Source organism: Sphingopyxis witflariensis, assembly GCF_002205635.1.
Lineage (GTDB): Bacteria > Pseudomonadota > Alphaproteobacteria > Sphingomonadales > Sphingomonadaceae > Sphingopyxis > Sphingopyxis witflariensis.
Genome location: NZ_NISJ01000009.1, coordinates 18,703 through 41,794, shown reverse-complemented (window position 1 = coordinate 41,794; position 23,092 = coordinate 18,703). Strand labels below are relative to the sequence as shown.

Sequence of the window (23,092 nt, the reverse complement as noted above, 5' to 3'; positions counted from 1 at the left end):
CCGTCATTGCGAGCGAAGCGAAGCAATCCAGGGCGGCTTGTACACACTCTGGATTGCCGCGTCGCTTCGCTCCTCGCAATGACGTCGAGTGACTGTCAGAACTTCACCGTGCCGGTGACGAAGATCTGGCGCGGGTTGCCGTAGAAGGCGGTGACCACGCCCTCGCGGCCGAGCGTCGGGGTGATGTTGCCCGTGGGGCTCAGGATCGGCTGGCCGGTGATCGCATTGCCCGCCGCGAACTGATAGCCCGAGGTGATATATTGCTTGTCGGTCAGATTCTTGCCGTGGAGGCCCAGGCTGAAACGATCGTCCTCAGCGGTCCACACGATGCTCGCGTCGAGCAGCGTATAGCCCTTTTGGTCGAGGAACGGACTCGGCGTTTCGAACTGGTTGGTCTTGCTGCGATAAGAGAGCGTCGTCGAGGTGCCGATCATGCCGCCCATCATCGGAAGGCTGACGCCCAGCGTGCCTGCCGCTGTCCATTTCGGCGTGTTCTGGATCGCGCGGAAATCGGAGACATCGACCGCCGCGCCGGCGATGATCGTGTTGAACTCGTCATATTGTGCGTCGATATAGCCGAGCGTGCCGCCGAGCGTGATCTGTGACCCGGCGCCTGCGAAGTCACGCGCGAAACGCGCCTGCACTTCGGCCTCGACACCCTTGAAGCTCGCGGCGGCGGCGTTGGTGGTGACACCGGCGAAACCTTCGAACACGCCGTCATTATTGGCATCGACCCCAACCGATCCCGGTATCTGGACATTTTTATAGTCGGCATAGAAACCGGTCAGCGCATAGGTGACCGCGCGGTCGAGGACGGTACCCTTGATCCCGACTTCATAGCTGTCGACCGTTTCAGGCTCGAACAGGAAGAAGTCGTAGATTTCCTGATAGGTCGGGGGGCCAGCGACGCCATCGGTGTTCGGCGTGCGGCTGGCGTCGCCGCGCGGGTCGAAGCCGCCGCCCTTGAAGCCCTTTGAGTAAGAGGCATAGACGAGCATATCCTCGCTGGGTTTGACCGATACCGAGGCGCGCGGCGTGAATTTCTCGAAGGTTGCCTTGCCGTGGAAATTAGTGAGCGGTGCGCCAAAATTGGCCCCGTTGCCGCCGAATTGCGGCGACGCGCCGCCGAACCGGTTCACTTTCAGGATCGTCGATTCGCGCGTGTCGCGCGTGAAGCGTCCGCCCGCCGAGACGCTGAGCCAATCGTTGATGTCGAAGGTGAAATCGCCGAACACCGACCATGTTTCGGTCCGTACGTCCCCTGCAGTCAGCTGTCCGAAGCCGGCGGAGACCGGCAGCGTGGCGGGCGACGGCAGCAGCGGCCCGGTGGTCGCGAGGATGACGTCGAACGCGGTCGCGGCCTTGGCGTCGAGATAATAGAAGCCGAGGAGCCCGCTCAGCCGGTCGCTTTCATAGAGAAGCTGGAATTCCTGGCTGATCTGTTCGTTGCGATAAACCGCCGGCACATCGACATCGACCGTCGGCAGTGCGTCGAAATCGATGGGAGTGAAGCTCGTGTCCTTGCGGAATGACGAGATGCTACGCAGTGTCAGTTCGTCCGACAGCGCGGCGCGGACGTTCATTGCGAAACCATAGGCCTCGACGTCCTGCTTCGGATTGTTGAGCCCGGCGCGGGTGTCGTAGACATCGCCCAGCACAGGCGCCCCGGTAAGCAGGCTGGGGAGGAGGCGGTGGCCGTTGCGCGGGTCGGACTTGTCGCGGGTGTAATCGCCCGACAGGCGAACGAGGAAGCGGTCGTCGGGCGAACCGAATTCGACCGTGCCGCGCGCCGCCCAGACATCCTTGTTGTAATTTTCGACACCCGGAATGTTGAGATTGTCGCCGAAGCCGCCGCGCGACAGCCGCGCGACCGAACCACCGACGCGCAGCATGTCGCCGACCGGCGCGCTGACGGTCAGGACGCCGTCGGCCTGATCATAGCTGCCATAGGTGCCGCGCAGCTTGAGCGAGAAGTCGGCAGGCAGGCGCCTGGTGACATATTTGATCGCGCCGCCGATGGTGTTGCGGCCGTAAAGCGTGCCCTGCGGCCCGCGCAGCACTTCGATGCGTTCGACGTCGTAAATATCGAGCACCGCGGCTTGCGGGCGGTTGAGATAGACATCGTCGAGATAGATGCCGACCCCGGCCTCAAAACCCGGAACCGGATCCTGCTGGCCGACGCCGCGGATGAAGGCGGTGAGGGTCGAATTGGTGCCGCGCGAATTTTCGAGCGTGACGTTCGGCGCCTGATTCTGGACATCGGTGATGTCGATCGCGCCTGCGGCTTCGAGTGCGGCGCCTGAAATCGCGGTGACCGCGATCGGCACGTCGATCAGCCGCTCGTCGCGACGGCGTGCGGTGACGATGATGTCGCCATCGTCGGCGTCGGCGCTCGCGCCTTCGTCCTGTGCGAAAGCGGCGGTCGGCGCGAAGGCGAGCAGCGAAAGCGCGCTCGTGGCGAGGACGGCACGGCGAAGCTGGCGGGCGAAAGGACGCATGAAGAGTCTCCCAATGGACGGGTGACCCCTCGCCACCCTTGTCATTCTTTTTGGGCCCGGTGCTTGCCAAGCCGCGGCACGTCCAATAATGAAAGGTGAACCAAGTTTCAACTTGGAAGTTGTACCGAACGTTTTTTGCTTGCCAGTGGTGCGGAAAAGCCACGATGGCGGTGCGGGCGAATGGAGCGGGAAGGACGCAGGGGCAGCTATGGACGAGCCGCGATCAGCAGCAGAAGATGCCGGTAACCCGGAAAAGGCGCCGCGCACCGAGCGCGGGCGGCGAACGCTGCGCAAATTGCTCGACGCCGCGGCGATCGAATTTGGCGAGCGTGGTTTCCACGATGCCTCGATCAGCGACATCACCCGCCGCGCCGGTACGGCGCTTGGCAGTTTTTATACCTATTTCGATTCGAAGGATGCCATCTTCCGCGCACTTGTCGCCGACATGTCGGGCCGGGTGCGTGACCATGTTGCCCCGGCGATGGAGGGCGCCCAAGGCGCGATCGATGCCGAAGGCCGTGCGCTCGCCGCCTTCCTCCACTTCGCGCGCGAGCATCAGGAAATTTATCGCATCATCGACGAGGCCGAGTTCGTCGATCCCGACAGTTTCCGCGGCCATTATGCGACGACCGCCGAACGTATCGCCGCGCGTCTGGCCGCCGGGGCGGATGCGGACGAATTGCGGGGCGGGATCGGCGAGGTGGAGGCCTGGGCGATCATGGGGATGAACGTGTTTCTGGGGCTGCGCTACGGCGTCTGGGACCGGCGCGAGGATATTGCCGGGGTCGCCGGCCGCGCCAATGCGCTGATCGCCGACGGGATCAGGAAGCCGCGCGGCTGATCAGGAAAATGGCGTGCTCGGCGCGCCAGCTTGCGGCGGCGTCGCTCGTCGGCTTGTCGCCCGACAGATACCAGGCCCCCTCGACCGCGATGCCCTTGGCGCGCAGCAGGTCGCGAAAATCGCTGACCGTGACATGGTGGATGTTCGGAGTTTCATACCAAGCGACGGGCAGCAGCCGCGTCACCGGCATGCGGCCGCCCCACAATAATGCCAGCCGGACGCGCCAATGCGCGAAATTGGGAAAGCTGACGAAGGCGCGCGGCGCGATGCGCAGCAGCTCGTCGATCACGCGATCGGGGCGCTCGGTCGTTTGCAGCGTCTGCGACAGGATCGCGTAGTCGAAGGCGTCGCCGGGATAATCGGCGAGGTCGCGGTTGGCGTCGCCCTGAACCACCGACTGCCCGCGCGCGATCGCCGCGGTGACATTGGCGGGATCAATCTCCAGCCCGCGGGCATCGACGCTTTTGGTTTGCAGCGCCGCCATTAACTCGCCGTCGCCGCAGCCGACGTCGAGAACGCGCGCGCCGGTGGGCACGGCGTTGGCGATCGTCGCAAGGTCGGGACGCAGCGCCATGGTCAGATGCCCGCCGTTAATGCGCCGGCGATGATCCGGTCGAGTGCGGGGACGTCGAGCAGGAAGCTGTCGTGGCCGAAGGGCGCCGACAGTTCAACGAAGCTCGCCGCCGCGCCGACGCTTTGCAGCGCCTGGACGATACGGCGCGATTCACTGGTCGGATAGAGCCAGTCGGTGTCGAAGCTGACCAAGGTGAAGCGCACATCCTTCGCCGCCGCAAACGCTCCGGCAAGTCGCCCGTCGTGCGGGTCGGCGAGGTCGAAATAATCCATCGCGCGGGTGATATAGAGATAGGCGTTGGCGTCGAAACGGTCGGTGAAGGCCAGCCCCTGATGCCGCAAATAGGATTCGATCTGGAAATCGGCGTCAAAGCCAAAGCTTTTTATGTCGCGCGCCTGAAGGCGGCGGCCGAATTTCTCGGTCAGTCCGGCTTCGGACAAATAGGTAATGTGCGCCGCCATGCGCGCGACCGCGAGCCCCTTGGTCGGGGCGCGGTTGCTCGCGTAATATTGACCATCCTGCCAATCGGGGTCGGCCATGATCGCCTGTCGCCCGACCTCGTGAAACGCGATATTTTGCGCCGAATGACGCGCTGCGCTGGCGATGACGACCGCCGACGCGATGCGCTCAGGATAATGGACGGTCCAGGCGAGCGCCTGCATCCCGCCCATCGACCCGCCGACGACGGCGTGCAGACGCGCGACACCCAGATGGTCGAGCAGCATCGCCTGCGCGCGTACCATGTCGCCGATGGTGATGACGGGAAAATGCATCGCCAGCGGCTGGCCGGTCGCGGCGTCGGGGGTGGCGGGGCCGCTCGACCCCATGCAACTGCCGAGCACATTGGCGCAGATGACGTGGAAACGGTCGGTGTCGATCGGCTTGCCCGGACCGACCATGCGCGCCCACCAGCCGGGCTTGCCCGTCGCCGGATGGTCGCTCGCGACATATTGGTCGCCGGTCAGAGCGTGGCAGATCAGCACCGCGTTGGATTTGTCGGCGTTCAGCGTCCCATAGCTTTGCCAGGCGATGGTGACCGCGTCGAGCCGCTGGCCGCTGTCGAGTGGCAGGGCTGCGCGGATCGTCACGTTCTGGTGCTGAATCTGGTTGAGCATGCTCGCCATGATGCGGCGGGGGCTAAGCGGGCGGGCGCGGGCTGTCAACGGACTGGACTCAGCGCCGTCACGCGTTAAACGCCGCGCATGACCGAAACGACCCGTATCTTGCAGCCGAAGCCGTGGATCAGCGGCATCGCTCCCTATGTTCCCGGAAAATCGGCGGGCGCCGATGGCCGGCCGCTCGTCAAACTGTCGGCGAACGAGAATCCGCTCGGCACCGGAGAGAAGGCGCGGGCAGCGTTTCGCGCCGCCGCCGATGATCTGGCGCGCTATCCCGATCCGGGCGCGGCGGCGCTGCGCGAGGCGATCGCGGCGAAATATGACCTTGATCCGGCGCGCGTGATTTATGGCACCGGTTCGGACGAACTGCTCCACCTCGCGACGAGCGCCTATGCCGGGCCGGGCGATGAAGTTCTGTACGTGCGCTATGGCTTCGCCGTCTATGAAATCGCTGCACGCCGCGTTGGCGCGACGCCTGTCGAGGCGCCCGATTGCGATTACGCGACCGATGTCGATGCGTTGCTCGCGGCGGTAACCGACAAGACGCGCGTCGTCTTCGTTGCCAATCCGAACAATCCGACCGGCACCCTGTCGTCGCGCGCCGACATTGCGCGGCTCCACGCCGGGCTGCCCGCCGATGTGCTGTTCGTGCTTGACCAGGCCTATGCCGAATATCTGGAAGCCGACGAGGATGACGACGGGCTCGCGCTCGCCGAAACCGCGGCCAATGTGTTTGTCACGCGCACCTTTTCGAAGATCCACGGGCTTGCTGCCGAACGCATCGGCTGGGGCTATGCGTCGAGCGAGGTGATTTCGGCGCTCCACAAGATTCGCGCGCCGTTCAACGTAACGCGCTGCGGTCAGGAAGCCGCGATCGCGGCGATCGGCGACGATGATTTCGTCAATCAGAGCCGCGCGCAGAACGCCGAATGGCGCAGCTGGTTGAAGGCCGAGCTCGAAAGCCTCGGCAATCATGGCGTCCGCGTCGTGCCGTCGGCGACCAATTTCCTGCTCGTGTTGTTCGAGGGCAAGGTCACCGCCGAGGCTATGAACAATGCGCTGATGGAGGCGGGCTATATCGTGCGCTGGTTGCCGTCGCAGGGCCTGCCGCATGCGCTGCGCATGACGATCGGCACCGAGGATGAAACGCGCGGGCTCGCGGCGGCGATCCGCGCCGCGCTGGAAGGCTGAGTCAATGGCGCGCAGCGTCGAGAGGGTCGCGGTTATCGGGCTCGGCCTGATAGGGTCGTCGATCGCGCGCGCGGTCAAGGAACGGCTGCCGCAGGTCGTCGTGACCGGCCATGACGCGAGCGACGCGGTGCGCGAGATCGCGCGCGGGCTGGGCCTGTGCGACCATCTTTCGGACGATCCTGCGTCCGCGGTCGAAAACGCCGATATCATCATCCTCGCGGTGCCCGTCGGCGGTATGGCCGATGCCGCGCAGGCGATTGCGCCCGGGCTGGCGCCGCACGCAATCATCTCCGACGTCGGATCGTCGAAGGCGGGGGTCGCCGCAGCGCTCGCCAAGGCGTTGCCCGACCATATCGTCATTCCTGCGCATCCGGTCGCGGGGACCGAGAATAGCGGCCCCGCGGCGGGCTTCTCGACCTTGTTCGATGGGCGCTGGTGCATATTGACCCCGGCCGCCGACGCCCCCGCCGATGCGGTTGAGGCGGTGTCTTCGCTGTGGGAGGCGCTGGGCGCCAAGGTTGACGTCATGGACGCCGCGCATCACGACATGGTGCTCGCGGTGACGAGCCATTTGCCGCATCTGATCGCCTATACGATCGTCGGCACCGCGAGCGAGCTGGAGGAGGTCACCGAGAGCGAGGTGATCAAATATTCGGCCGGCGGTTTCCGCGATTTTACCCGCATCGCCGCGAGCGACCCGGTGATGTGGCGCGACGTGTTCCTCGCAAACAAGGATGCGGTGCTCGCGACCTTGCAGCGCTTCAACGAGGATCTGACGGTGTTGCAGCAGGCGATCCGTCGCGGCGATGCCGACAAGCTGGAGGATTGGTTCACCCGCACGCGGGCGATCCGCCGCTCGATCATCGCCGAAGGGCAGGATGATCCGGCGCCCGATTTCGGGCGGAAGCACTAAGGGCAGCGCAGCCGCCAAATTCCGTTCATGTCGAGCGAAGTCGAGACACCCGGAAGGCGCGCACGAACGATGGGCATCTCGACTTCGCTCGATGCGAACGGGTTTAGATTTGGGGGCTGGCCGTTAGCAACGCCTCCGGCGGATTCAACGCATTGATCGCCACGCGCACCCGCGCTTCGGCTTCCTCGCGCGGCAGCCCGGCGGGGATCGTCTCACCGACCTTGTAGGTGATCGTACCCGGCCATTTGACCCAGCGCCTCGGGGGATAGGCGAGGCCGCTGTTCACGGCGACGGGGATCACCGGCACCCCGAGCAGGCGGTACATGCCCGCGAAACCCGCGCGAAGCTCTGGCGCCTCGCCATGCGGAACGCGTGTCCCTTCAGCGAACAGGCAGAGCGGCCGACCCGCCGCGAGGGCAGCTTTTGCGGCGCCGAGCATTGCGCGCATCGCCTTGCCGCCGCCGTCGCGGTCGACCGGGATCAGGCCATAGAAGCGCGCTGCCTGACCCCAGACGGGGATGGAGAACAGCTCTTCTTTTGCGAACACCGCAGGATGCTTGAACAGCATCGGTTGTTCGACCGTCTCGAACGCCGATTCATGCTTGAAGACATAGAGCACCGGGATGTCGGGCATCTCGCCCTCGACGATGATCGTCTGGCCGAGCAGAAAGCGGCAGAAATAGCGGTGCGAATTGGCCCAGATGCGCACGAAAAAAATGGTGCCGCGATGTGAAATCGGCAGCGCGATGACCCCGCCGATCGAGCTGATGCTGCTCATCACGAAAAAGGCGATCCAGAACAGGATCGAACGGATCAGGGCGATGGTGTATCTCACAGGCCGAGCCATCCGCCGGCGATTCCAGCCAGATATTTATGATATTCGCGGAACAAGGTCGCGAAGCTCGGCTGGCTGCGCACCGCGTCGGGCAGGATCGTCACCTTGTCGCCGACTGCGCGGGCGATTTCATATTCGGCGCGGCGCATATGCCAGTCGGTGGTGATCAGCCGGATGCTCTGATAGTTGCGTCGCTGGGCCCAGGTCGCGACTTCGGTGGCGTTCGAGCGCGTATCTTCGGCCTCGAACCCCAGCGCGATGCAGCAATCGAATAATTTCATCGGCCGGTGATAGGTTGCGGCGAGTTCGCGCGGCTTGACCTCTCGCGCGACGCCGCTGATCAGCAGGCGCTTGGCGTCGCCCGCCTCGAGCCGTTCGAGCGCGCGGTCGATGCGGCCGGGACCGCCGGTGAGGACGACGATGGCGTCGGTCTTCTGATCCTTGGCAGGCAGCGGCAAGAGCAGCGCAAACCATGCGAAGCCGAGTACCCAGGCCAGGAAGAGCAAGGAAATCAGGCGCTTGATCATAAAATCTTCTTGAGCGCGCTGAGCAGGGTCTGCCGCGCGGTAAGGGCTGCAAGCGCGATAGCCAATAGCGGCAACGCCAGCAAGAGCAGCCAGCCTGCGACCCCAAGCGATGCGGTCGCGGCGAGCCCCGAGGTGACTCCCGTCCATTGCAGGCCGATCAACAGCAGGATCGCTGCTGCGACCGTGGTGCCGAGCGCGATGCCATAGGCGGTGTCGATCGCGATGCGGCGCTGGAACAGGCGGGTGATCTGGCGGTCGGTTGCGCCGATCAGGTGGAGCATCTCTATCGTCGGAAAATGCGTGGCGAGCGCGGCGCGTGCGGTCATGATCACCACCGCGGCGCTGGCGAGTGCCATCAGCACCACCAGTCCGCCCGCGACCCATGCAAGCGACCGGATCAGCCGCGCGACCGGTCCCAGCCATTCGGCGTGCGGGATGATCCGCGCGCCCGGCGCTTCCTCCGCGACCAGCTTTTGCAGTGCGCGCACATGGTTGGCATGCTTCTCGCCGACAAAATCAATGTCGATCAGCGCGGGCAGCGGCAGCGATTTCAGGACCGGATCGTCGCCCTCGGCGCTGCCGAACCATTGGCCGAGCGTTGCCTGCAATTCTTCCGGCTCAACCGAGCGTGCTGAAAGAACGAAGCTTTGCGCAGCAGCACGGCGGCGCAAGGCACGCGCCTGCTCGGCGCGGGTCACCGGGTTGGCGGTGACTATCTGTACCGTGACGCGTCCGGCGATGGCATCGCCGATAGCGTTCGCCGACCGTGCGAGCCCGACCCCCGCGGCGGCAGCGAGCAGGGTAAGCATCATCAACAACGCGATGACCCATGGCGTCGGCCCCGACAGGCGGCGATCGGGAAGCAGGCGGCGGTGCTGGACGGGGACGCGCGGGATGATCATGCGCAAATCATGCTCTGTTCGCCGGTGGATAGCGTAGTGCGCCGGTCGGATCGGCGAGGCGGCCGCGCTCGAGCCGCATCATCTGGGCATTTTCGATCCGGCTGATCAGATGGATATCGTGGGTCGCGACGACGACGGTGGTGCCGAGGCGATTGAGCGCCTCGAACAGCCCGAGCAGCCGCATCGCCATTTCGGGGTCGACGTTGCCCGTCGGTTCGTCGGCGATCAGCAATTGCGGGCGTGCGATCACCGCGCGTGCGATCGCGACGCGCTGCTGTTCGCCGCCCGACAGCGTGGCGGGGCGCGCATGGGCGCGTTCGCTGAGTCCGATCCAGCTCAACATTTCGCCGACCGGGCCCGACAGATCCTCTTCGCTGACCCCGGCTATGCGCAGCGGCAAGGCGATATTGTCGCGCGCCGACAGGTGCGGGATCAGGCGGAAGTCCTGAAAAACGACGCCGATGCGGCGGCGAAAGCCAGGCAGGCGATGGCGCGGCATCGATACCAGATCCTCGCCGAACAGGCGGACGATGCCGCGGCTCGGGCGCTGCGCGAGATAGAGTAATTTGAGCAGCGAGGTCTTGCCCGCGCCCGATGCGCCGGTCAGAAAATAGAAGCTGCCCGGTTGCAGGTTGAAGCTGATGTCGGCGAGCACTTCGGCGTCGGGGCCATAGCGAAGCCCGACGCCGTCGAATTCAACCATCGCGCCGCCGGGGCGTGGGAGCGTTGTCAATGTCATGGCGTCACCCCGGCGCGATTTCGCGCCTTTGCTTGTTTGGTCAGCAGGGGAGCCTCCGCGCTCATCCCGACGCCTGTTGCACGGCTGTTCGGCGAGGTAAAGCGGCGAGTAATCGCGGGTACATGACGCGGCGCTTGCAACACCGCGACTCAGCGTGTTTAGAGGGATCCCATGATCCTCGCCTGTCCGTCCTGCCACACCCGCTATGTCGTACCCGATACGGCGATCGGTCCAAACGGTCGCACGGTGCGCTGCGCCAGCTGTCGGCACAGCTGGTTTCAGGAACCCGCGGTGGGTGCCGCCACGGCCGCGCCGCTGGCCCCGGCCCCAGCAGCGGTTCCGGAACCGGCATCTGCTCCGACTTCTCCCGCGCCCGTAGCGGCTGCGCAGGTCGATGTTGCGCCGCCGACGGTGGCCGACCCCGCTCCGTCCCCGCCGCCTGAGACTTTTGCGGCACCGACATCGGCGGAACCCGCGCCGCGTCCCACCCGGACGCCCCTGAACGATGCGCCGCTGCCTTTCCGCCGCGCTCGCCGCAACCCGGCGAAACGCTGGACGATCATCGCCGCTGGCGCCGCGGCGCTGATGCTGGGCGCAACAGGTGCGCTTTATTGGTTCGGGTTGCCGAGTTGGGCGCAGGGGCTGGGGCTTCCGGGCGCCGCCGATGAGCCCGATCTGGTGATCGAGCTTCCACCCAATCAGGATCACCGCGAACTCGCCGACGGGACGATCTATTTCGCCGCTTCGGGGGTGATCATCAACCCGACCGATCGCGAACAGCGTGTGCCGCCGATCCTTGCCGAACTGCGCGATGCGCAGGGGACGATCGTCTATAGTTGGACGATCAAGCCGCCGGTGCGGATGCTGCCGCCGAATGAAAAGGTCAATTTCAGCGAAGCGAAGCTCGACATTCCGCGCCGCGCGACGCAGCTGACCGTCAGCTGGGCCTTACCAAAAAACTAAGCGAGCAAGTTTTCATCACCGTTCGCCCTGAGCATGTCGAAGAGCCGTTCTTTCTTTTGGCCTCGGAAAGAAGAGCAGTGCTTCGACAAGCTCAGCACAAACGGAGGTGGGAAGGCCCGTCTTGGCCGTGGCGTCACGGCGTCACAGGCTGAGCGCCGCCGCCAGCGACAGCAAAAAGCTGGTCAGCGTCGCGACGATGATCGGCGCGAAGCTGCGCCAGCCCTGATCGAGCAGTAGCGCGAGCTGCGCCTTCATCGCGGTGGCGACGACCGCGAGCAGCAACAGCGCCTGCGCACCGCTGTTTGCGGCGTTTTGAATCGGCGCGGGGATAGCGATCAGCGAATTGACCGCAGCGACCGCCAGAAAGCCGGTGATGAACCAGGGCAGCCGCAGCGGGATGCGCATCTTGCCGCCTTCGCCGTCGGCGGCTTGGCCGATCCACATTGCGATGAGCATCAGCATTGGCGCGAGCAGCGCGACACGCGCCAGCTTGACGATCGTTGCCACCTCGCCCGCCTCTGGTGAGAAGGAAAAGCCGCCGCCGATCGCCTGCGCGACGTCGTGGATCGACGCGCCGATCAGGAAGCCAGCCTGCGCGTCGGTCAGCCCGAATTCGGCGGCGAGCACGGGGTAGGCCGACATGGCGAGCGCGCTCGCGACGGTGATGCCGACGAGAGTCATGGTGAAGCGCGCCTGATCGACGCGCTTGTCGCCGATCAGCGAATAGAGCGCGAGCGCCGCCGACGCGCCGCAGATCGCGGTCGCGCCGCCGGCGAGCAGCGCGGCATGGCTGTCCTGCCGGAACAGTCGCGCGCTGGCGACGGTGACGATGATCACCGCGAGCATGATCAGGATCAGCAGGGCGAAGGGCAGCGGGCCAAGTTCGGCGAACTGCTGCGCGGTGATCCGCGCGCCGACGAGGACGATGCCGATGCGCAGCGCAGTCTGCGACATCAGGTCGAGCCCGGCGTGGGTGCGTTTGTCCTGCGACAAAAAGCTCATGGAGAGACCGATGAGCAGCCCCATCAGGACCAGCGGCGCGGCATAATGGTCGGCGAGCCACGCGGCGGCGAGCGCGGCGATGCCGGTGACGAGAATGCCGGGCAGATAGTCACGCCAGCGATGCCGCGCAGGCGGATGCACCTCAAGCTGCATCTCGCCATAAAGGTCGGCGGCCATCGGCCAGCGCGTTTCGGATGGTTTCACGTCGGCTCCCTGTGGCGTGGCGGCGGCCCCGCTTTGCACTCACGGATGCGTCTGCGCAATGATCGTGCGATAAGGCCATTGCTGGCGCGCCCGGAGCTTGCTAGAGGCCGCGCTCTACCGGCACCCGTAGCTCAGCTGGATAGAGCGCTGCCCTCCGAAGGCAGAGGTCAAGCTCTCAATTTCAAATAAAACCTCGTTCTAACGCATTGGTTTTCTATGAAATTCGTCCGCCGTCGTAACGAACCATTCTGGTAATTCCCGTTCGCGTAAGCATGACGTAAGCATACTACGTAGTATCATAGAGTACGAAGGGATATGGCAGCGTTGCCGGCTGCAGAGCAAAGTGTCGGCACAGATCGGACTAAACTGAATCGAATCCGTTGACCGATCGCCACTCAAGCGGCTAGGCAACGCCCCGAAGCACCCGTAGCTCAGCTGGATAGAGTGTCGCCCTCCGAAGGCGAAGGTCACAGGTTCGAATCCTGTCGGGTGCACCATCAATCACCAAATTCTTGTTATGTGGGCGACGAAACTCAGCTCGTCGCCGATCGCTTGTCCGCTTGCCGACGGGTTCCTGGCGGTGACGCCGATCTGGTAGAAACTCGGCTAAACCGCTGATTTCGAGTCATTTTGTTTTGAACCTAAGCGGTTGAATCTAATGCCTGAATCTTGTAGGCTCCACCTATGAACGTGCCGCTCTTCCATCAGCGAACGGATAGGGGCTCTACGAGGTATACCCAGAGCGAATTGTCGGTGTCCTATATGCCCCCCGAAGACGTCCAGTGCGTCGATCTTGCCGACATTCTGGCGAGGCGGGGCGGTTCGCCGTTCGGATCCAAGCAGCTTGACCTGATGTTCGGTGGCGAGCGTGATCGGTCCAAGGACATTTTCTATGCCGGCAATCTCGATTGCTTGACGACGCCTGCCGTCGCGATTGTCGGGACGCGAAAAGTGTCGCCGGAAGGCGCAGCGCGGGCCCGTAAACTCGCCAAGGGGTTGGTGAGCGCCGGCGTTGCGGTGGTGTCGGGGCTCGCGGAAGGCGTCGATACGGAAGCATTGAACGCTGCGATTGGCGCGGCTGGACGTGTTGCGGCCGTGATCGGGACCCCGATCAACAAGGTCTATCCGGCAAAGAATGCGCAGCTTCAGGAACGCATCTATCGTGATCATTTGCTGATCTCGCAGTTTTCCGTCGGCGCTCGCACGTTCAAGTCCAACTTCCCCGAGCGCAATCGACTGATGGCGGCGGTATCCGACGCGACCGTTGTCATCGAGGCGTCCGACAGTTCGGGAACGCTTCATCAGAGCGCGGAATGTCAGCGCCTCGGACGGTGGTTGTTCATCGCCAAATCGGTTGTCGAGAATCCGCAGCTCTCATGGCCGAAGCGTTTCCTCCCCTATGAGAAGTGCGTCATTCTCGAGCGCGTCGAGGATGTCTTGGAACGCATCAGTAAGTAGTTCGGCCGAGCGCAACGCACTTCACGAGGTCGGCGCCGGCGTCGAGCAGCAGCTTGCGGCACGCGAGCAGCGAATTGCCCGTAGTCATGACATCATCCAGCAGAAGGATCGAATGCCCAGCAATCGGCTCGGCGTTCTCGATTGCGATCGAGCCCAGATGGATGTCGACGCTGCGATTGCCGCCGTCGGCGAGCTTCTGAATCTTCGTATGCCGAACGACAAGCGAGCTCACATTCTTGCAGTTCACTGCCGCTTCGAGTTTTGCCGCAAGCGACTTTATCCCTGACACAGTCTTCGCCGGATCGTGTGATGGGACCGCGGCAACCAACGAATAGCGGCCGATTCGCGGCGAGATGAAGGTGCAGAAATAGTCGATCCCTTCGGCCTTGCTATCCTTCAGATCGAGGATCCGTCCGCTGTGCGAGGGATAGTTGGAGCCGTCGCCACCCTGTTCTTTGTGATACCGCCACGGCCGATACGGCCCAAGGATCGTGATGTCTTGCCCGTGCAAGCTCTCGTGACTGATATCCATCGACGAACCGTATAAGATTTCGCTCGCTTTGGAAAGTTCGTGCATGTGGGGCGTCGCCGAAGCGGACGCTGCCTCCGTGCGGTGTAACTATTTTAGATGACTTGGGGAATAGGAATGTTGCGGGGGCGCTAATCGGCGCCGATCAGAACATGACAACATATCGTTTCCCGTTCGCTTTCAATGATTTGCCAGAAATCCGGAGGGGTTCCGCCTCCGAGCCGATCCGCAGCCAGAGTGAGAGGGGGCCAGGAGCCCGTGACGGGTGAAGGCTTGGAGAGAGGCTCCAGGCGCTCGTCGCGGAGACTTGCCATGACCTATCCTATCCAACCGGCGACCGCCGATCCCTCACCGGGATACAAGGTCGATATTTCACGCGGCCAGCGCATCGGCCGCGTTTCGTCGGAATGGTTCTCGCGCCCCGATGATGAGCGCTATCTTTCGCTGAACGCGCTTTTCGAGGCGGTTCGGGCCCGCGCAGAGATTGCGACCACCCGCACGGTCGAAACCCGCGCGATTCGGGTCGAGGCTGCGAGCGACAATCCAGAGCGGCTCAGCCTTTTGCTTCCCGATCGCGCCGAGCCGGTGGCGCCGACCCACTGGTCATTCGGCCAGCTTTGCAGCCTCGTGGGCGCACCGTCGGGTTATCTGCGCCAGCTGCCTGCGGCCCTGGCGGGGATCAATATGCAGCATGGCTTGATCGCGCACCGCGGCGAACTCGTGAAGACCCTCGAGACCGGGGATGGCCGAACCGAGCTGCGCGCCGTCACCGGCCCGGACTATGGTCGCATCTGGGACCATGAACTGGTGTCGGCGGTCATGAAGATCGCGGGGAACGGGACGGGCGACACGCGCTGGAAAGTTCCCGGCATGCTCGACTGGTCGACGATGCGACACAACCCCTTCGTCGAGGTGACCAAGGATAGTACCACGCTCTATGCGAGTGACCGGGACGTCTTTCTCTTCCTCGTCGACGACGCGAACCCGATCGAGGCGGGGCGACTACCGAACGGCGAACCCGATCTCTTTTTTCGCGGATTCTATTGTTGGAACAGCGAGGTCGGCTCGAAAACGCTCGGCATGGCGACGTTTTACCTGCGAGCCGTGTGCATGAACCGGAACATCTGGGGCGCCGAGGGCTTCGAGGAAATCAGTATCCGTCACAGCAAGTTCGCAGCCGGGCGCTTCGCGCAAGAGGCAGCACCGGCGCTGGAGCGCTTTGCTTCCTCTTCGCCCGGGTCCTTCCTGAACGGGATCAAGGCGGCGCGCGCCGCTATCGTCGCACAGGATGGTGATGAACGGCAGAGCTTCCTGCGCAAGCGCGGATTCTCGAAAGGCGAAACCGACAAGATCATTGCCACGGTCCTTCAGGAAGAAGGTCATCCCCCATCGTCGATCTTCGACTTCGTCCAGGGCATCAACGCTGTTGCACGCGACCGGCCGCATCAGGACGCGCGCCTAGAACTGGAAGGAAAGGGTGCGAAACTGCTTGCCTCGGTGCGCTAGTCCCGCCCGCGCATGTGTCCGGCGTGGTCCGCTTCCCCAGAGGAAGAGGGCTGCGCCGGAGCCATGACGGGCCAGAAGCCGGGAGAGAGACTCGCGGCGGCCCGTCATGGAGATGAGTCATGACGAAACATGCGAAGATCACGCTCAGCGGTGCGCGGGACATCCCGTTCAGCGCTCTTGTCCTCAGCCAGGCGAATGTCCGCCGGGTCAAGGCGGGCGTGTCGATCGACAGCCTTGCCGCCGATATCGAGCGGCGCGGCCTCCTTCAGAGCCTGACCGTTCGTGCGCAACGCGACGGCGACGGTAACGAGACCGGCTGCTATGAAGTACCGGCGGGCGGCCGCCGCTTCCGGGCCCTGCAGCAACTGGTCAAGCAGCGCCGCATGGCCAAGACCGAACCGGTGCCTTGCATCGTGCGCGACGATGACACCGTGTCGGCGGAGGAAGATTCGCTGGCCGAAAATGTCCATCGCGAACCGCTGCATCCGCTCGATCAGTTCCGCGCGATGCAGAAACTCGTCGAACAGGGCAGCGACATCGACACCGTCGCGGCGACTTTCATGGTGACGCCGGCGGTCGTGAAGCAGCGGCTGAAGCTCGCCGAAATTTCGCCTGCGCTGCACGATGTCTATGCCGAAGATGGCATGACCCTCGAGCAGTTGATGGCCTTCTCGGTCGCGAGCGATCATGCGCGCCAGGAGCAGGTCTGGGAGATGCTCCAGACGAGCTCCAATCAGCAGCCCTGGTTCATCCGGGCCCGCCTCACCGAAGACAAGGTGCGGGCATCGGACAAGCGAGTGCGGTTCGTCACGCTCGATGCCTATCTCGCGGCCGGCGGTCATGTCCTTCGTGATTTGTTCGAATCCGATGACGGCGGCTGGCTCGAAGATGTCGCGTTGCTTGATCGCCTTCAGACCGAGAAGTTCGAGGCCGAAGTCGCGGCGATCGCGGTGGAAGGCTGGAAGTGGGTCGAGGCCGCGGTCGACTTCCCCTACGGTCATACTTACGGCCTGCGCGGGCTCGACGGCGAGGCCGCTCCGTCGAGCGAGGAGGACGATGCCCGGCTCGAAGCGCTTCGGGAGGAAGCGGATCGACTCGAAGACCAATGGGCTGGCGAGGACGAAATCCCCGACGACGTCGCCGCTCGCATCCAGGCGATCGACGAGGAAATCGCGCCCTTGGTCTCAAAGCCATTTGTCTATGATCCAGTTGAGATGGCCATCGCCGGTGCTTTCGTCAGCATCGACGTCGACGGGTCGCTCCATATCGAGCGCGGCTTTGTCCGGCCCGAAGATGAGCCGATCGAGCCGGTTGACGAAAGCGACGTTGAGGCCGGTCAGGACGATGGCGGTGCGGAGCAGATGGGTGAAGGTGTCGACCGGGAAGGGGAAAGCTCGCTTCCGGAAATCGCCGACGAGGAGGATCCCGACGATCTTCTTCGCCCGCTGCCCGACAAACTCGTGACGGATCTGACCGCCCACCGGACTCTCGCGTTGCGGGACGCGGTGGCGTCGAGCCCGTTGGTCGCCTTCGCCGCCATGCTGCACGCGCTCGTTCTCGAAACTTTCTACACCTATGCCTCGGCGGCGAGTTGTGTTGGCATCGCCGTGCGAAGCAATCGGCTCGTTGGTTATGGGACCGGGCTCAATGACACGTCGTCTGCCAAGACCATCAACGAACGGCACGAAGCATGGTCGGCGCGACTTCCGGACGGGACCGATGCGGTCTGGGAGGTGCTTGCGGCCCTTGATGCCGACGAGCAGGCGGCGCTCTTCGCGCATTGCGTCTCGTTCGGCGTCGATGCGACCTGGGAGCCCGCAACCCAATATAATCAGGGCCGTGTGTCGGTGCGTGCGGTCGCAGCCCGCATCGAGCATTCGCATGTCCTCGCCCGGGCGACCGGTCTCGATATGGTCGCGGTCGGTTGGGTGGCGACAGTGACCAACTATCTTGGCCGCGTCACCAAGCCGCAAATTCTCGCGGCGGTCGAGGAAGCCTGCGGGGCCGAGGTCGCTGGCCGGCTCGACGGCATGAAGAAGCCGGCGATGGCGAGCGCGGCCGAAGAGTTGATGCAGGGCAGGGGATGGCTTGCCAAGCCGCTCCGTACGCCCGATCCGGTCGTTGCTGCGGACCTGCAGCCCGCAAATGACGACGAGGCGCCGGATGCCGGCGTAGAGGACAGCGATGGACGCGGCGCGGTGGCCGCTGAATAGATTTCTTCACCGCCAATCGATTGGGAAGTTCGGCTTCGTGCCGGGCTTCCCTTTTTTCTGCCCTAGCCTTGAATCTTCGGATGCCTGCACGAACATCTGATTTCGTCACCGGCAGGGGCCGCTGGGACGGTTCGCGCCGCGTCGCTCGAAGACGGCGGAGGGCCGCGGAGCAAAGGAGCCGTGTATGTCCGGTCCTGCCGCCGATATCGCTCGCCGTCTCGGCAAGTACGCCGAAGCCGTTTGCCGCCGCTATCTTTCGAACGGACGCCGTGAGGGCCATTACTGGTTGGTCGGCGACGTCCATAATACGCCTGGGCGGAGCCTCTATGTTCGCCTCGCGGATCATGTTGACGGGAACGGCACCGCGGGCAAATGGACCGACGCTGCGAGCGGCGACCATGGTGACCTCCTCGACATCATCGCAGCAAGTTGTGGCCATGTGAACTTTCGGGAGAGTTTGGACGAGGCCCGCCGATTCCTGAGCTTGCCGCTGGTGCAGGGTGCGCCGAGGAATCCTGCACCCAAGACGGCTCCGCAGGGGACGCCTGAAGCGGCGCGCAAACTCTGGGCTGCCTCCAAACCATTGCTCGGAAGCCTTGCCGACGCCTATCTCGCGGCCCGGTCTATCGCCCAAACGTCCGACTGCGACTGGTTGCGATTTCATCCGCGCTGCTTTTATCGCCCATCCGAGGACGATGCCCCCGGGGGCCCACCGGCTTGGCCGGCGATGATCGCCGCTGTGACCGACCTGAATGGCGCGATCACGGGAGTCCACCGTACCTGGCTCGATCCGGCGACGAAACGGAAAGCGCCAATCGCTTATCCGCGCCGCGCCATGGGACATCTTCTGGGGCACGGAGTGCGGTTCGGACCGGCCGGCCCCGTCATGGCGGCGGGTGAAGGCATCGAAACCATGCTTTCGCTCCGACAGGCACTTCCCGCCATGCCGATGATAGCGGGGCTCTCAGCGGCACATCTCGCTGCCCTTATGTTCCCCGCATGTTTGAAGCGGTTCTATGTCGCGCGCGACGATGATCCAGCCGGCGCGGCCGCACTGGCGACCCTTGGCGAGCGCGCGGCAGGGGCCGGGATCGAGATCATGCCGCTCGAACCCCGCCGCGGTGATTTCAACGATGACCTTGTCGGACTCGGGCGAGACGGGCTGGTTTCATCGCTGCGGAGCCAGATCGCGATATCCGATCGACTGCGTTACCTCTGACGACGGCGATATGGGCCGGAAAGGACGGGGCGGGAACAGTTCGCCAGCGGCGGATTTGGGGCCATTCTGAACGGAGCCTCGCCCCGGCCTTCGGGAGAGGGCGACTGCGGCAGGCGGCGCGGGCGCCGCAATGGCGGACCGGCGGCTATTTTCCGCCGGGGCCCGCGGCCCCTTTGCATCGCGAGGCAAAATAGCCTTGGTCCGCCATCCTCCGCTGGCGCTCCGGCCCCGGCGTGCCGGGGTGCGGTCCCACACCGCCTGCCGCCTGTCGTCGCCGCGAAGGCCGCGCGAGGCGCGGCACCGAGAGATGGAGACCGACTATGACCGATCCGACCAGCGCTTCCCGCGACCGTGCCACTGAACCCGGCACAACCGCCCATCTCCTCCAGGAGATGCAACTCTTCGGCCATCGCTCGTTCGAAGACGAACCCGATCCGCGGCCCCTTCCCGATGCCCATCTCGCAGGCGGCGCGATCGCCGACATGTTCGATGCGCTCGCAGGGTGCATTGTCGAAACGCGGATCGAGCCCGACCTCGACGATCTGCTCTGGAACCTCGTCAATCTCTTCCACCGCGCCGGCGAACGGGTCGAGCGCAGTCTCGACGATAATGAGCAGCTTCAGCGCCGACTTCAGCGGGAACAAGATGGCAGCGAGGTCCGGTCGGTCGAGTTGGAGCGCGCGACGCAGGAAGGCATTTCGCTGATCGAACGGCGCGATGCGATGGAGTATTTCCGCGAAGCGGCCGCCGATCAGTTTCGTACCTTGATGCGCAAGGCCTGGGCGCCGCGCGCCGGATCGCGGGTCCAGCACCGGACGATGACCGCATCGCTGATCGACAGCCGCGACTTTCTCGATGCCCGGCTACGCGCCAAAGCGGCGGCGCTGTTGCCCGAAGGCACAAGAATCGCCTTTTCGGGCGGCACAGACTGCGGCGATCATGGCATGATCTGGGATGCGCTCGACAAAGCCAAAACCCGGCACCCCGACATGATCCTTCTCCACGGCGCGACCCCGACCGGGGCCGAACGGGCGGCAGCATGCTGGGCCGACAGTCGCGAGGTCGCACAAGTGGCCTTTCGGCCCGACTGGAACCGGCACGGCAAGGCCGCACCCTTCAAGCGCAATGACCGGATGCTCGAGGCGCTTCCGGCGGGCCTCATCATCTTCCCCGGGACCGGCATTCAGGATAATCTCGCCGACAAGGCGATGAAAATGGGCATCGCGATATGGGACTTCCGCAAGCGCCATGCGTGACGCCAAGCCATCAAATCTCACAAGAGATGTCCTCAATCTGGTTCTATCTCTCGAATATATTTGAAATTCCGGCGTTGATCCTGCATTTTGACATCATTGTAGAATCGCCTGGGTCAAGGGCGATCGCATCGTCGCCGGCAACGAGCCTTGTAAGAGAGCATATTTGCCGGCCCTGACGAGGGGCACGCGGACCGACCGGCTCGGAAAAGGGCGGTCGGCGCGCCACGGGTCGCAATGCTGACAATTGACGCTGCGCATGCTTTTGTGCTCGAGATTTCGCAGGTTAAAAATGCGGCGGGTCTCGCCGACCTCCTCCAGGAGGTCTGTGCTTGCATCGGCTGCTCATGGTTTGCGCTGAGCCATCATATAGATTTTCTCGCGGCATCGGGAAAAGGCGTGCGCGTCCATAATTATCCCGAAGACTGGGCGCTTTGGTTCGATGAGCGCCGGCTGGGACTATCCGATCCCGTACACCGGGAGAGCCAGCGCAGCATGGCTGGCTTTCTGTGGCACGAGAGGATCCATCGCGAAACGGCGCGGCCCGGTGATGAGCTGATCCTCACCGAGGCCAGGCGGCATGATATCGGCGATGGTCTCACTATTCCGGCGCATCTGGCCGGCGAGCCCTTCGGATCCGTATCTTTCGCCTGGAAGCCTGGCCGCGCCGCGAGCCCTGCCGCGCTGCTGTTCGCACGGATGATCGGCGGACCTGCCTTTGAAGCCGCGCAGCTCATTGCCAATCCCGGACTCGCCCGTGTCGGTCCGCGGTTGACCGACCGGCAGCGTGAATGCCTGATCTGGACCGCGAAAGGCAATCCGATCTGGCGGGTGGCGCGTAAACTCGACATTAGTTCGGATACGGTGCGCGAGCATCTGCGCAATGCGCGGCTGCGCTACGGCGTCCATGGTGGAATCCCCCTCACCGTGCGCGCGCTTCGAGGTGGCGACATCAATTTTTCGGACATCGCGCAGTTCTGAGTTTTTCTGCCGACACCCCCCTATCATGCTATGGCGCGGCGGCGGAAAGCCGTTCAATTGGAATGCCTCTTAAAAAACGGAGGCAAAACCATGATGTTGATTATCGACCATCAGAACCGGGCTCGCGAGCACCAAGTGCTCCGCTCCATGTTCGAGGCCCGCAAGCGCGTCTTCATCGATCTGCTGAAATGGGACCTGCCCGCGCTGGCGGGCCGGTTCGAGCTTGACCAGTTCGACGATGTCGACGCGACCTATCTGATCGTGACCGACGATATGGGCGAGCATCTCGCATCGGCCCGCCTGCTTCTCACGACCCAGCCCGCACTGCTCGACAGCCTTTTTCCGGCGCTCGTCGCAGGCGATCTACCGCAGGGGCCGAATGTTCTGGAGATCACCCGTTTCTGCCTGTCGCCCGGCATCGGTGCGTGTCAGCGCAAGGTCGCCCGCGATGCCCTTCTCGTCGGGCTTGCCGACTTCGCGTTGGCGAACGCCGTGACCACCTATACGGGCGTCGCCGAACTGCGCTGGTTCCGCCAGATTCAGACCTTCGGATGGGAGTGTACGGCGCTCGGCGAACCGATGTTGCACGCGGGTCAGGCCCTGACCGCACTGCGGATCAATATCGATGGCTCAACGAGCGCGAAGCTCGCTGCCGCCGGCATCGTCAGCCAAGCAAGTCCCGCGCCCGCGGCGCATGCGGCTTGAGGAGGGTGATATGATCGCCAATCCCTCTTCGCTCGCCGCCGCGTCGGAAACGACCACCGCCGGATGCCAACTGATGCAGGACGGTTATACCATCATGCGTTCTGCGGTTCCCGCCGGGCTGATCACGCAGATCGCGGACGACCTCGATCCGCGCTATTCCGAGACGCCCTATTGCAAGGGCGGCTTTTACGGCGCGCGCACCAAGCGCTTTGGCCGGCTGCTGATTCGATCGCCCCATATGACGGACCTCGTGATGCACCCCGACATATTGGCGCTCGCCGAGACCGCACTCGGTCCATGGTGCGATAGGATCCAGCTCAATCTGACCCAGGCGATCGAGCTTCACCCCGGTGCGCTCGCGCAATTGCCGCATAGGGATCAAGATATGTGGCAGGGCGCCATCGGCGAGGTTGAATATCTCCTCAATGTGATGTGGCCGCTCACCGCCTTCACCGAAGCGAATGGCGCGACGGTCATCTGGCCGCGAAGCCACGGGGTGGAGGCCCTCGTCGAAGAACCGGCCGAGGCGCCCATCGTCGCGGAGGCTGAGCCGGGCGATGCGATCATATTCCTCGGCTCGACGCTCCACGGGGCGGGCGCGAACCGGAGTGTGGGCGTGCGGCGGGGTATCATTATCAGCTACTGTCTTGGTTGGCTGAAACCCTATGAAAATCAGTGGCTCGCCTATCCGCCCGAGATTGCGAAGGATTTTCCGCCCGAACTCGCCGCGCTCGCGGGTTATGCGCAGCACCGGCCCAATCTCGGAAATTTCGAGGGACAATGCCCGTCGGTGCTTTTCGGCGGCTATCCTTCCGAACCGATCGCGGCGGTCGATGCGCTGCGGCCCGACCAAGATGCGTTGCTTGCGGACTATGTAGCCGCTCAGCGTCGCGACGACGACGGGGTGCTCGCGGCATGAAC

The 23,092-nt window shown here is 64.1% G+C and carries 21 protein-coding genes and 2 tRNA genes; 14 read left to right on the top strand and 9 right to left on the bottom strand.

Going from position 1 to position 23,092, the window contains the following annotated elements:
- Positions 1-95 precede the first annotated feature (95 nt).
- Positions 96-2,498, bottom strand: coding sequence for a TonB-dependent receptor (locus CDQ91_RS15240; protein ID WP_088473590.1), 2,403 nt, complete (start codon positions 2,496-2,498; stop codon positions 96-98).
- A 208-nt stretch (positions 2,499-2,706) separates the two neighbouring features.
- On the opposite strand from CDQ91_RS15240, the gene CDQ91_RS15235 reads away from it, so the two are divergent.
- Positions 2,707-3,339, top strand: a complete 633-nt coding sequence (locus CDQ91_RS15235) for a TetR/AcrR family transcriptional regulator (protein ID WP_088473589.1) — start codon at positions 2,707-2,709, stop codon at positions 3,337-3,339.
- Here CDQ91_RS15235 and metW read toward each other — a convergent pair.
- On the bottom strand, positions 3,320-3,913 hold the full coding sequence (gene metW / locus CDQ91_RS15230; protein ID WP_088473588.1) for a methionine biosynthesis protein MetW: 594 nt from the start codon (positions 3,911-3,913) through the stop codon (positions 3,320-3,322). The two genes, CDQ91_RS15235 and metW, sit on opposite strands and share 20 nt — an antisense overlap.
- 2 nt (positions 3,914-3,915) lie before the next feature.
- Positions 3,916-5,037: a homoserine O-acetyltransferase MetX gene (gene metX / locus CDQ91_RS15225; RefSeq protein WP_088473587.1), complete on the bottom strand. Its 1,122-nt coding sequence runs from the start codon at positions 5,035-5,037 to the stop codon at positions 3,916-3,918.
- A gap of 78 nt (positions 5,038-5,115) precedes the next feature.
- On the opposite strand from metX, the gene hisC reads away from it, so the two are divergent.
- A complete protein-coding gene (gene hisC / locus CDQ91_RS15220; protein ID WP_088473586.1) occupies positions 5,116-6,222 on the top strand; it encodes a histidinol-phosphate transaminase in 1,107 nt (368 codons plus the stop codon).
- 4 nt (positions 6,223-6,226) lie between these two features.
- Positions 6,227-7,135 carry a prephenate/arogenate dehydrogenase family protein gene (locus CDQ91_RS15215; protein ID WP_088473585.1) on the top strand — a complete coding sequence of 303 codons (909 nt, stop codon included), beginning with the start codon at positions 6,227-6,229 and terminating at the stop codon, positions 7,133-7,135.
- 103 nt (positions 7,136-7,238) lie between these two features.
- Here the strand turns inward: CDQ91_RS15215 and CDQ91_RS15210 are convergent, their stop codons facing one another.
- The 4 genes from CDQ91_RS15210 to ftsE are packed head-to-tail and all read right to left on the bottom strand — an operon-like array spanning position 7,239 to position 10,138.
- A complete protein-coding gene (locus CDQ91_RS15210) occupies positions 7,239-7,970 on the bottom strand; it encodes a lysophospholipid acyltransferase family protein (protein ID WP_088473718.1) in 732 nt (243 codons plus the stop codon).
- Positions 7,967-8,497: a YdcF family protein gene (locus CDQ91_RS15205; RefSeq protein WP_088473584.1), complete on the bottom strand. Its 531-nt coding sequence runs from the start codon at positions 8,495-8,497 to the stop codon at positions 7,967-7,969. Before CDQ91_RS15205 ends, CDQ91_RS15210 begins: the two co-directional genes overlap by 4 nt.
- Positions 8,494-9,399 (bottom strand): cell division protein FtsX, encoded by a 906-nt coding sequence (locus tag CDQ91_RS15200; RefSeq protein WP_088473717.1) that lies wholly within the window; start codon positions 9,397-9,399, stop codon positions 8,494-8,496. The genes CDQ91_RS15205 and CDQ91_RS15200 overlap by 4 nt, the downstream gene beginning before the upstream one ends.
- 7 nt (positions 9,400-9,406) lie before the next feature.
- Positions 9,407-10,138, bottom strand: coding sequence for a cell division ATP-binding protein FtsE (ftsE, locus tag CDQ91_RS15195; RefSeq protein WP_088473583.1), 732 nt, complete (start codon positions 10,136-10,138; stop codon positions 9,407-9,409).
- Positions 10,139-10,309: 171 nt separating this feature from the next.
- Between ftsE and CDQ91_RS21890 the strand changes: the two genes are divergently transcribed.
- A complete protein-coding gene (locus CDQ91_RS21890) occupies positions 10,310-11,101 on the top strand; it encodes a zinc-ribbon domain-containing protein (RefSeq protein ID WP_088473582.1) in 792 nt (263 codons plus the stop codon).
- 141 nt (positions 11,102-11,242) lie between these two features.
- Here the strand turns inward: CDQ91_RS21890 and CDQ91_RS15185 are convergent, their stop codons facing one another.
- Positions 11,243-12,280, bottom strand: a complete 1,038-nt coding sequence (locus CDQ91_RS15185) for a YeiH family protein (protein WP_088473716.1) — start codon at positions 12,278-12,280, stop codon at positions 11,243-11,245.
- Positions 12,281-12,433: 153 nt separating this feature from the next.
- Between CDQ91_RS15185 and CDQ91_RS15180 the strand changes: the two genes are divergently transcribed.
- The 3 genes from CDQ91_RS15180 to CDQ91_RS15170 all read left to right on the top strand — a co-directional run bounded on the left by CDQ91_RS15180 (position 12,434) and on the right by CDQ91_RS15170 (position 13,765).
- Positions 12,434-12,525: transfer RNA gene (locus tag CDQ91_RS15180), tRNA-Arg, on the top strand.
- A 202-nt stretch (positions 12,526-12,727) separates the two neighbouring features.
- A tRNA-Arg gene (locus tag CDQ91_RS15175) sits at positions 12,728-12,804 on the top strand.
- Between the two features lie 265 nt (positions 12,805-13,069).
- Positions 13,070-13,765: a DNA-processing protein DprA gene (locus CDQ91_RS15170; RefSeq protein WP_237246018.1), complete on the top strand. Its 696-nt coding sequence runs from the start codon at positions 13,070-13,072 to the stop codon at positions 13,763-13,765.
- On the opposite strand, the gene CDQ91_RS15165 is transcribed toward CDQ91_RS15170, so the two are convergent.
- Entirely contained in the window at positions 13,755-14,297 is a 543-nt protein-coding gene (locus CDQ91_RS15165) for a ComF family protein (RefSeq protein WP_088473581.1), read from the bottom strand. The two genes, CDQ91_RS15170 and CDQ91_RS15165, sit on opposite strands and share 11 nt — an antisense overlap.
- A 309-nt stretch (positions 14,298-14,606) precedes the next feature.
- Between CDQ91_RS15165 and CDQ91_RS15160 the strand changes: the two genes are divergently transcribed.
- From CDQ91_RS15160 to CDQ91_RS15130, 7 genes are all read left to right on the top strand, one after another.
- A complete protein-coding gene (locus CDQ91_RS15160; RefSeq protein WP_088473580.1) occupies positions 14,607-15,800 on the top strand; it encodes a DUF932 domain-containing protein in 1,194 nt (397 codons plus the stop codon).
- Positions 15,801-15,919: 119 nt separating this feature from the next.
- Positions 15,920-18,013, top strand: a complete 2,094-nt coding sequence (locus CDQ91_RS15155; protein ID WP_088473579.1) for a ParB/RepB/Spo0J family partition protein — start codon at positions 15,920-15,922, stop codon at positions 18,011-18,013.
- Positions 18,014-18,197: 184 nt separating this feature from the next.
- The gene (locus CDQ91_RS15150; protein WP_088473578.1) at positions 18,198-19,232 is read left to right on the top strand and encodes a DUF7146 domain-containing protein; all 1,035 of its coding nucleotides are present in this window, start codon (positions 18,198-18,200) and stop codon (positions 19,230-19,232) included.
- A 320-nt stretch (positions 19,233-19,552) separates the two neighbouring features.
- Complete coding sequence (locus CDQ91_RS15145; protein WP_088473577.1) at positions 19,553-20,488, top strand: DUF2493 domain-containing protein; 936 nt, start codon at positions 19,553-19,555, stop codon at positions 20,486-20,488.
- 234 nt (positions 20,489-20,722) lie between these two features.
- The gene (locus CDQ91_RS15140) at positions 20,723-21,466 is read left to right on the top strand and encodes an autoinducer binding domain-containing protein (RefSeq protein WP_088473576.1); all 744 of its coding nucleotides are present in this window, start codon (positions 20,723-20,725) and stop codon (positions 21,464-21,466) included.
- A 90-nt stretch (positions 21,467-21,556) separates the two neighbouring features.
- Complete coding sequence (locus CDQ91_RS15135; RefSeq protein ID WP_336579984.1) at positions 21,557-22,171, top strand: acyl-homoserine-lactone synthase; 615 nt, start codon at positions 21,557-21,559, stop codon at positions 22,169-22,171.
- A gap of 10 nt (positions 22,172-22,181) precedes the next feature.
- Entirely contained in the window at positions 22,182-23,090 is a 909-nt protein-coding gene (locus tag CDQ91_RS15130) for a phytanoyl-CoA dioxygenase family protein (protein ID WP_237246006.1), read from the top strand.
- Positions 23,091-23,092 lie beyond the last annotated feature (2 nt).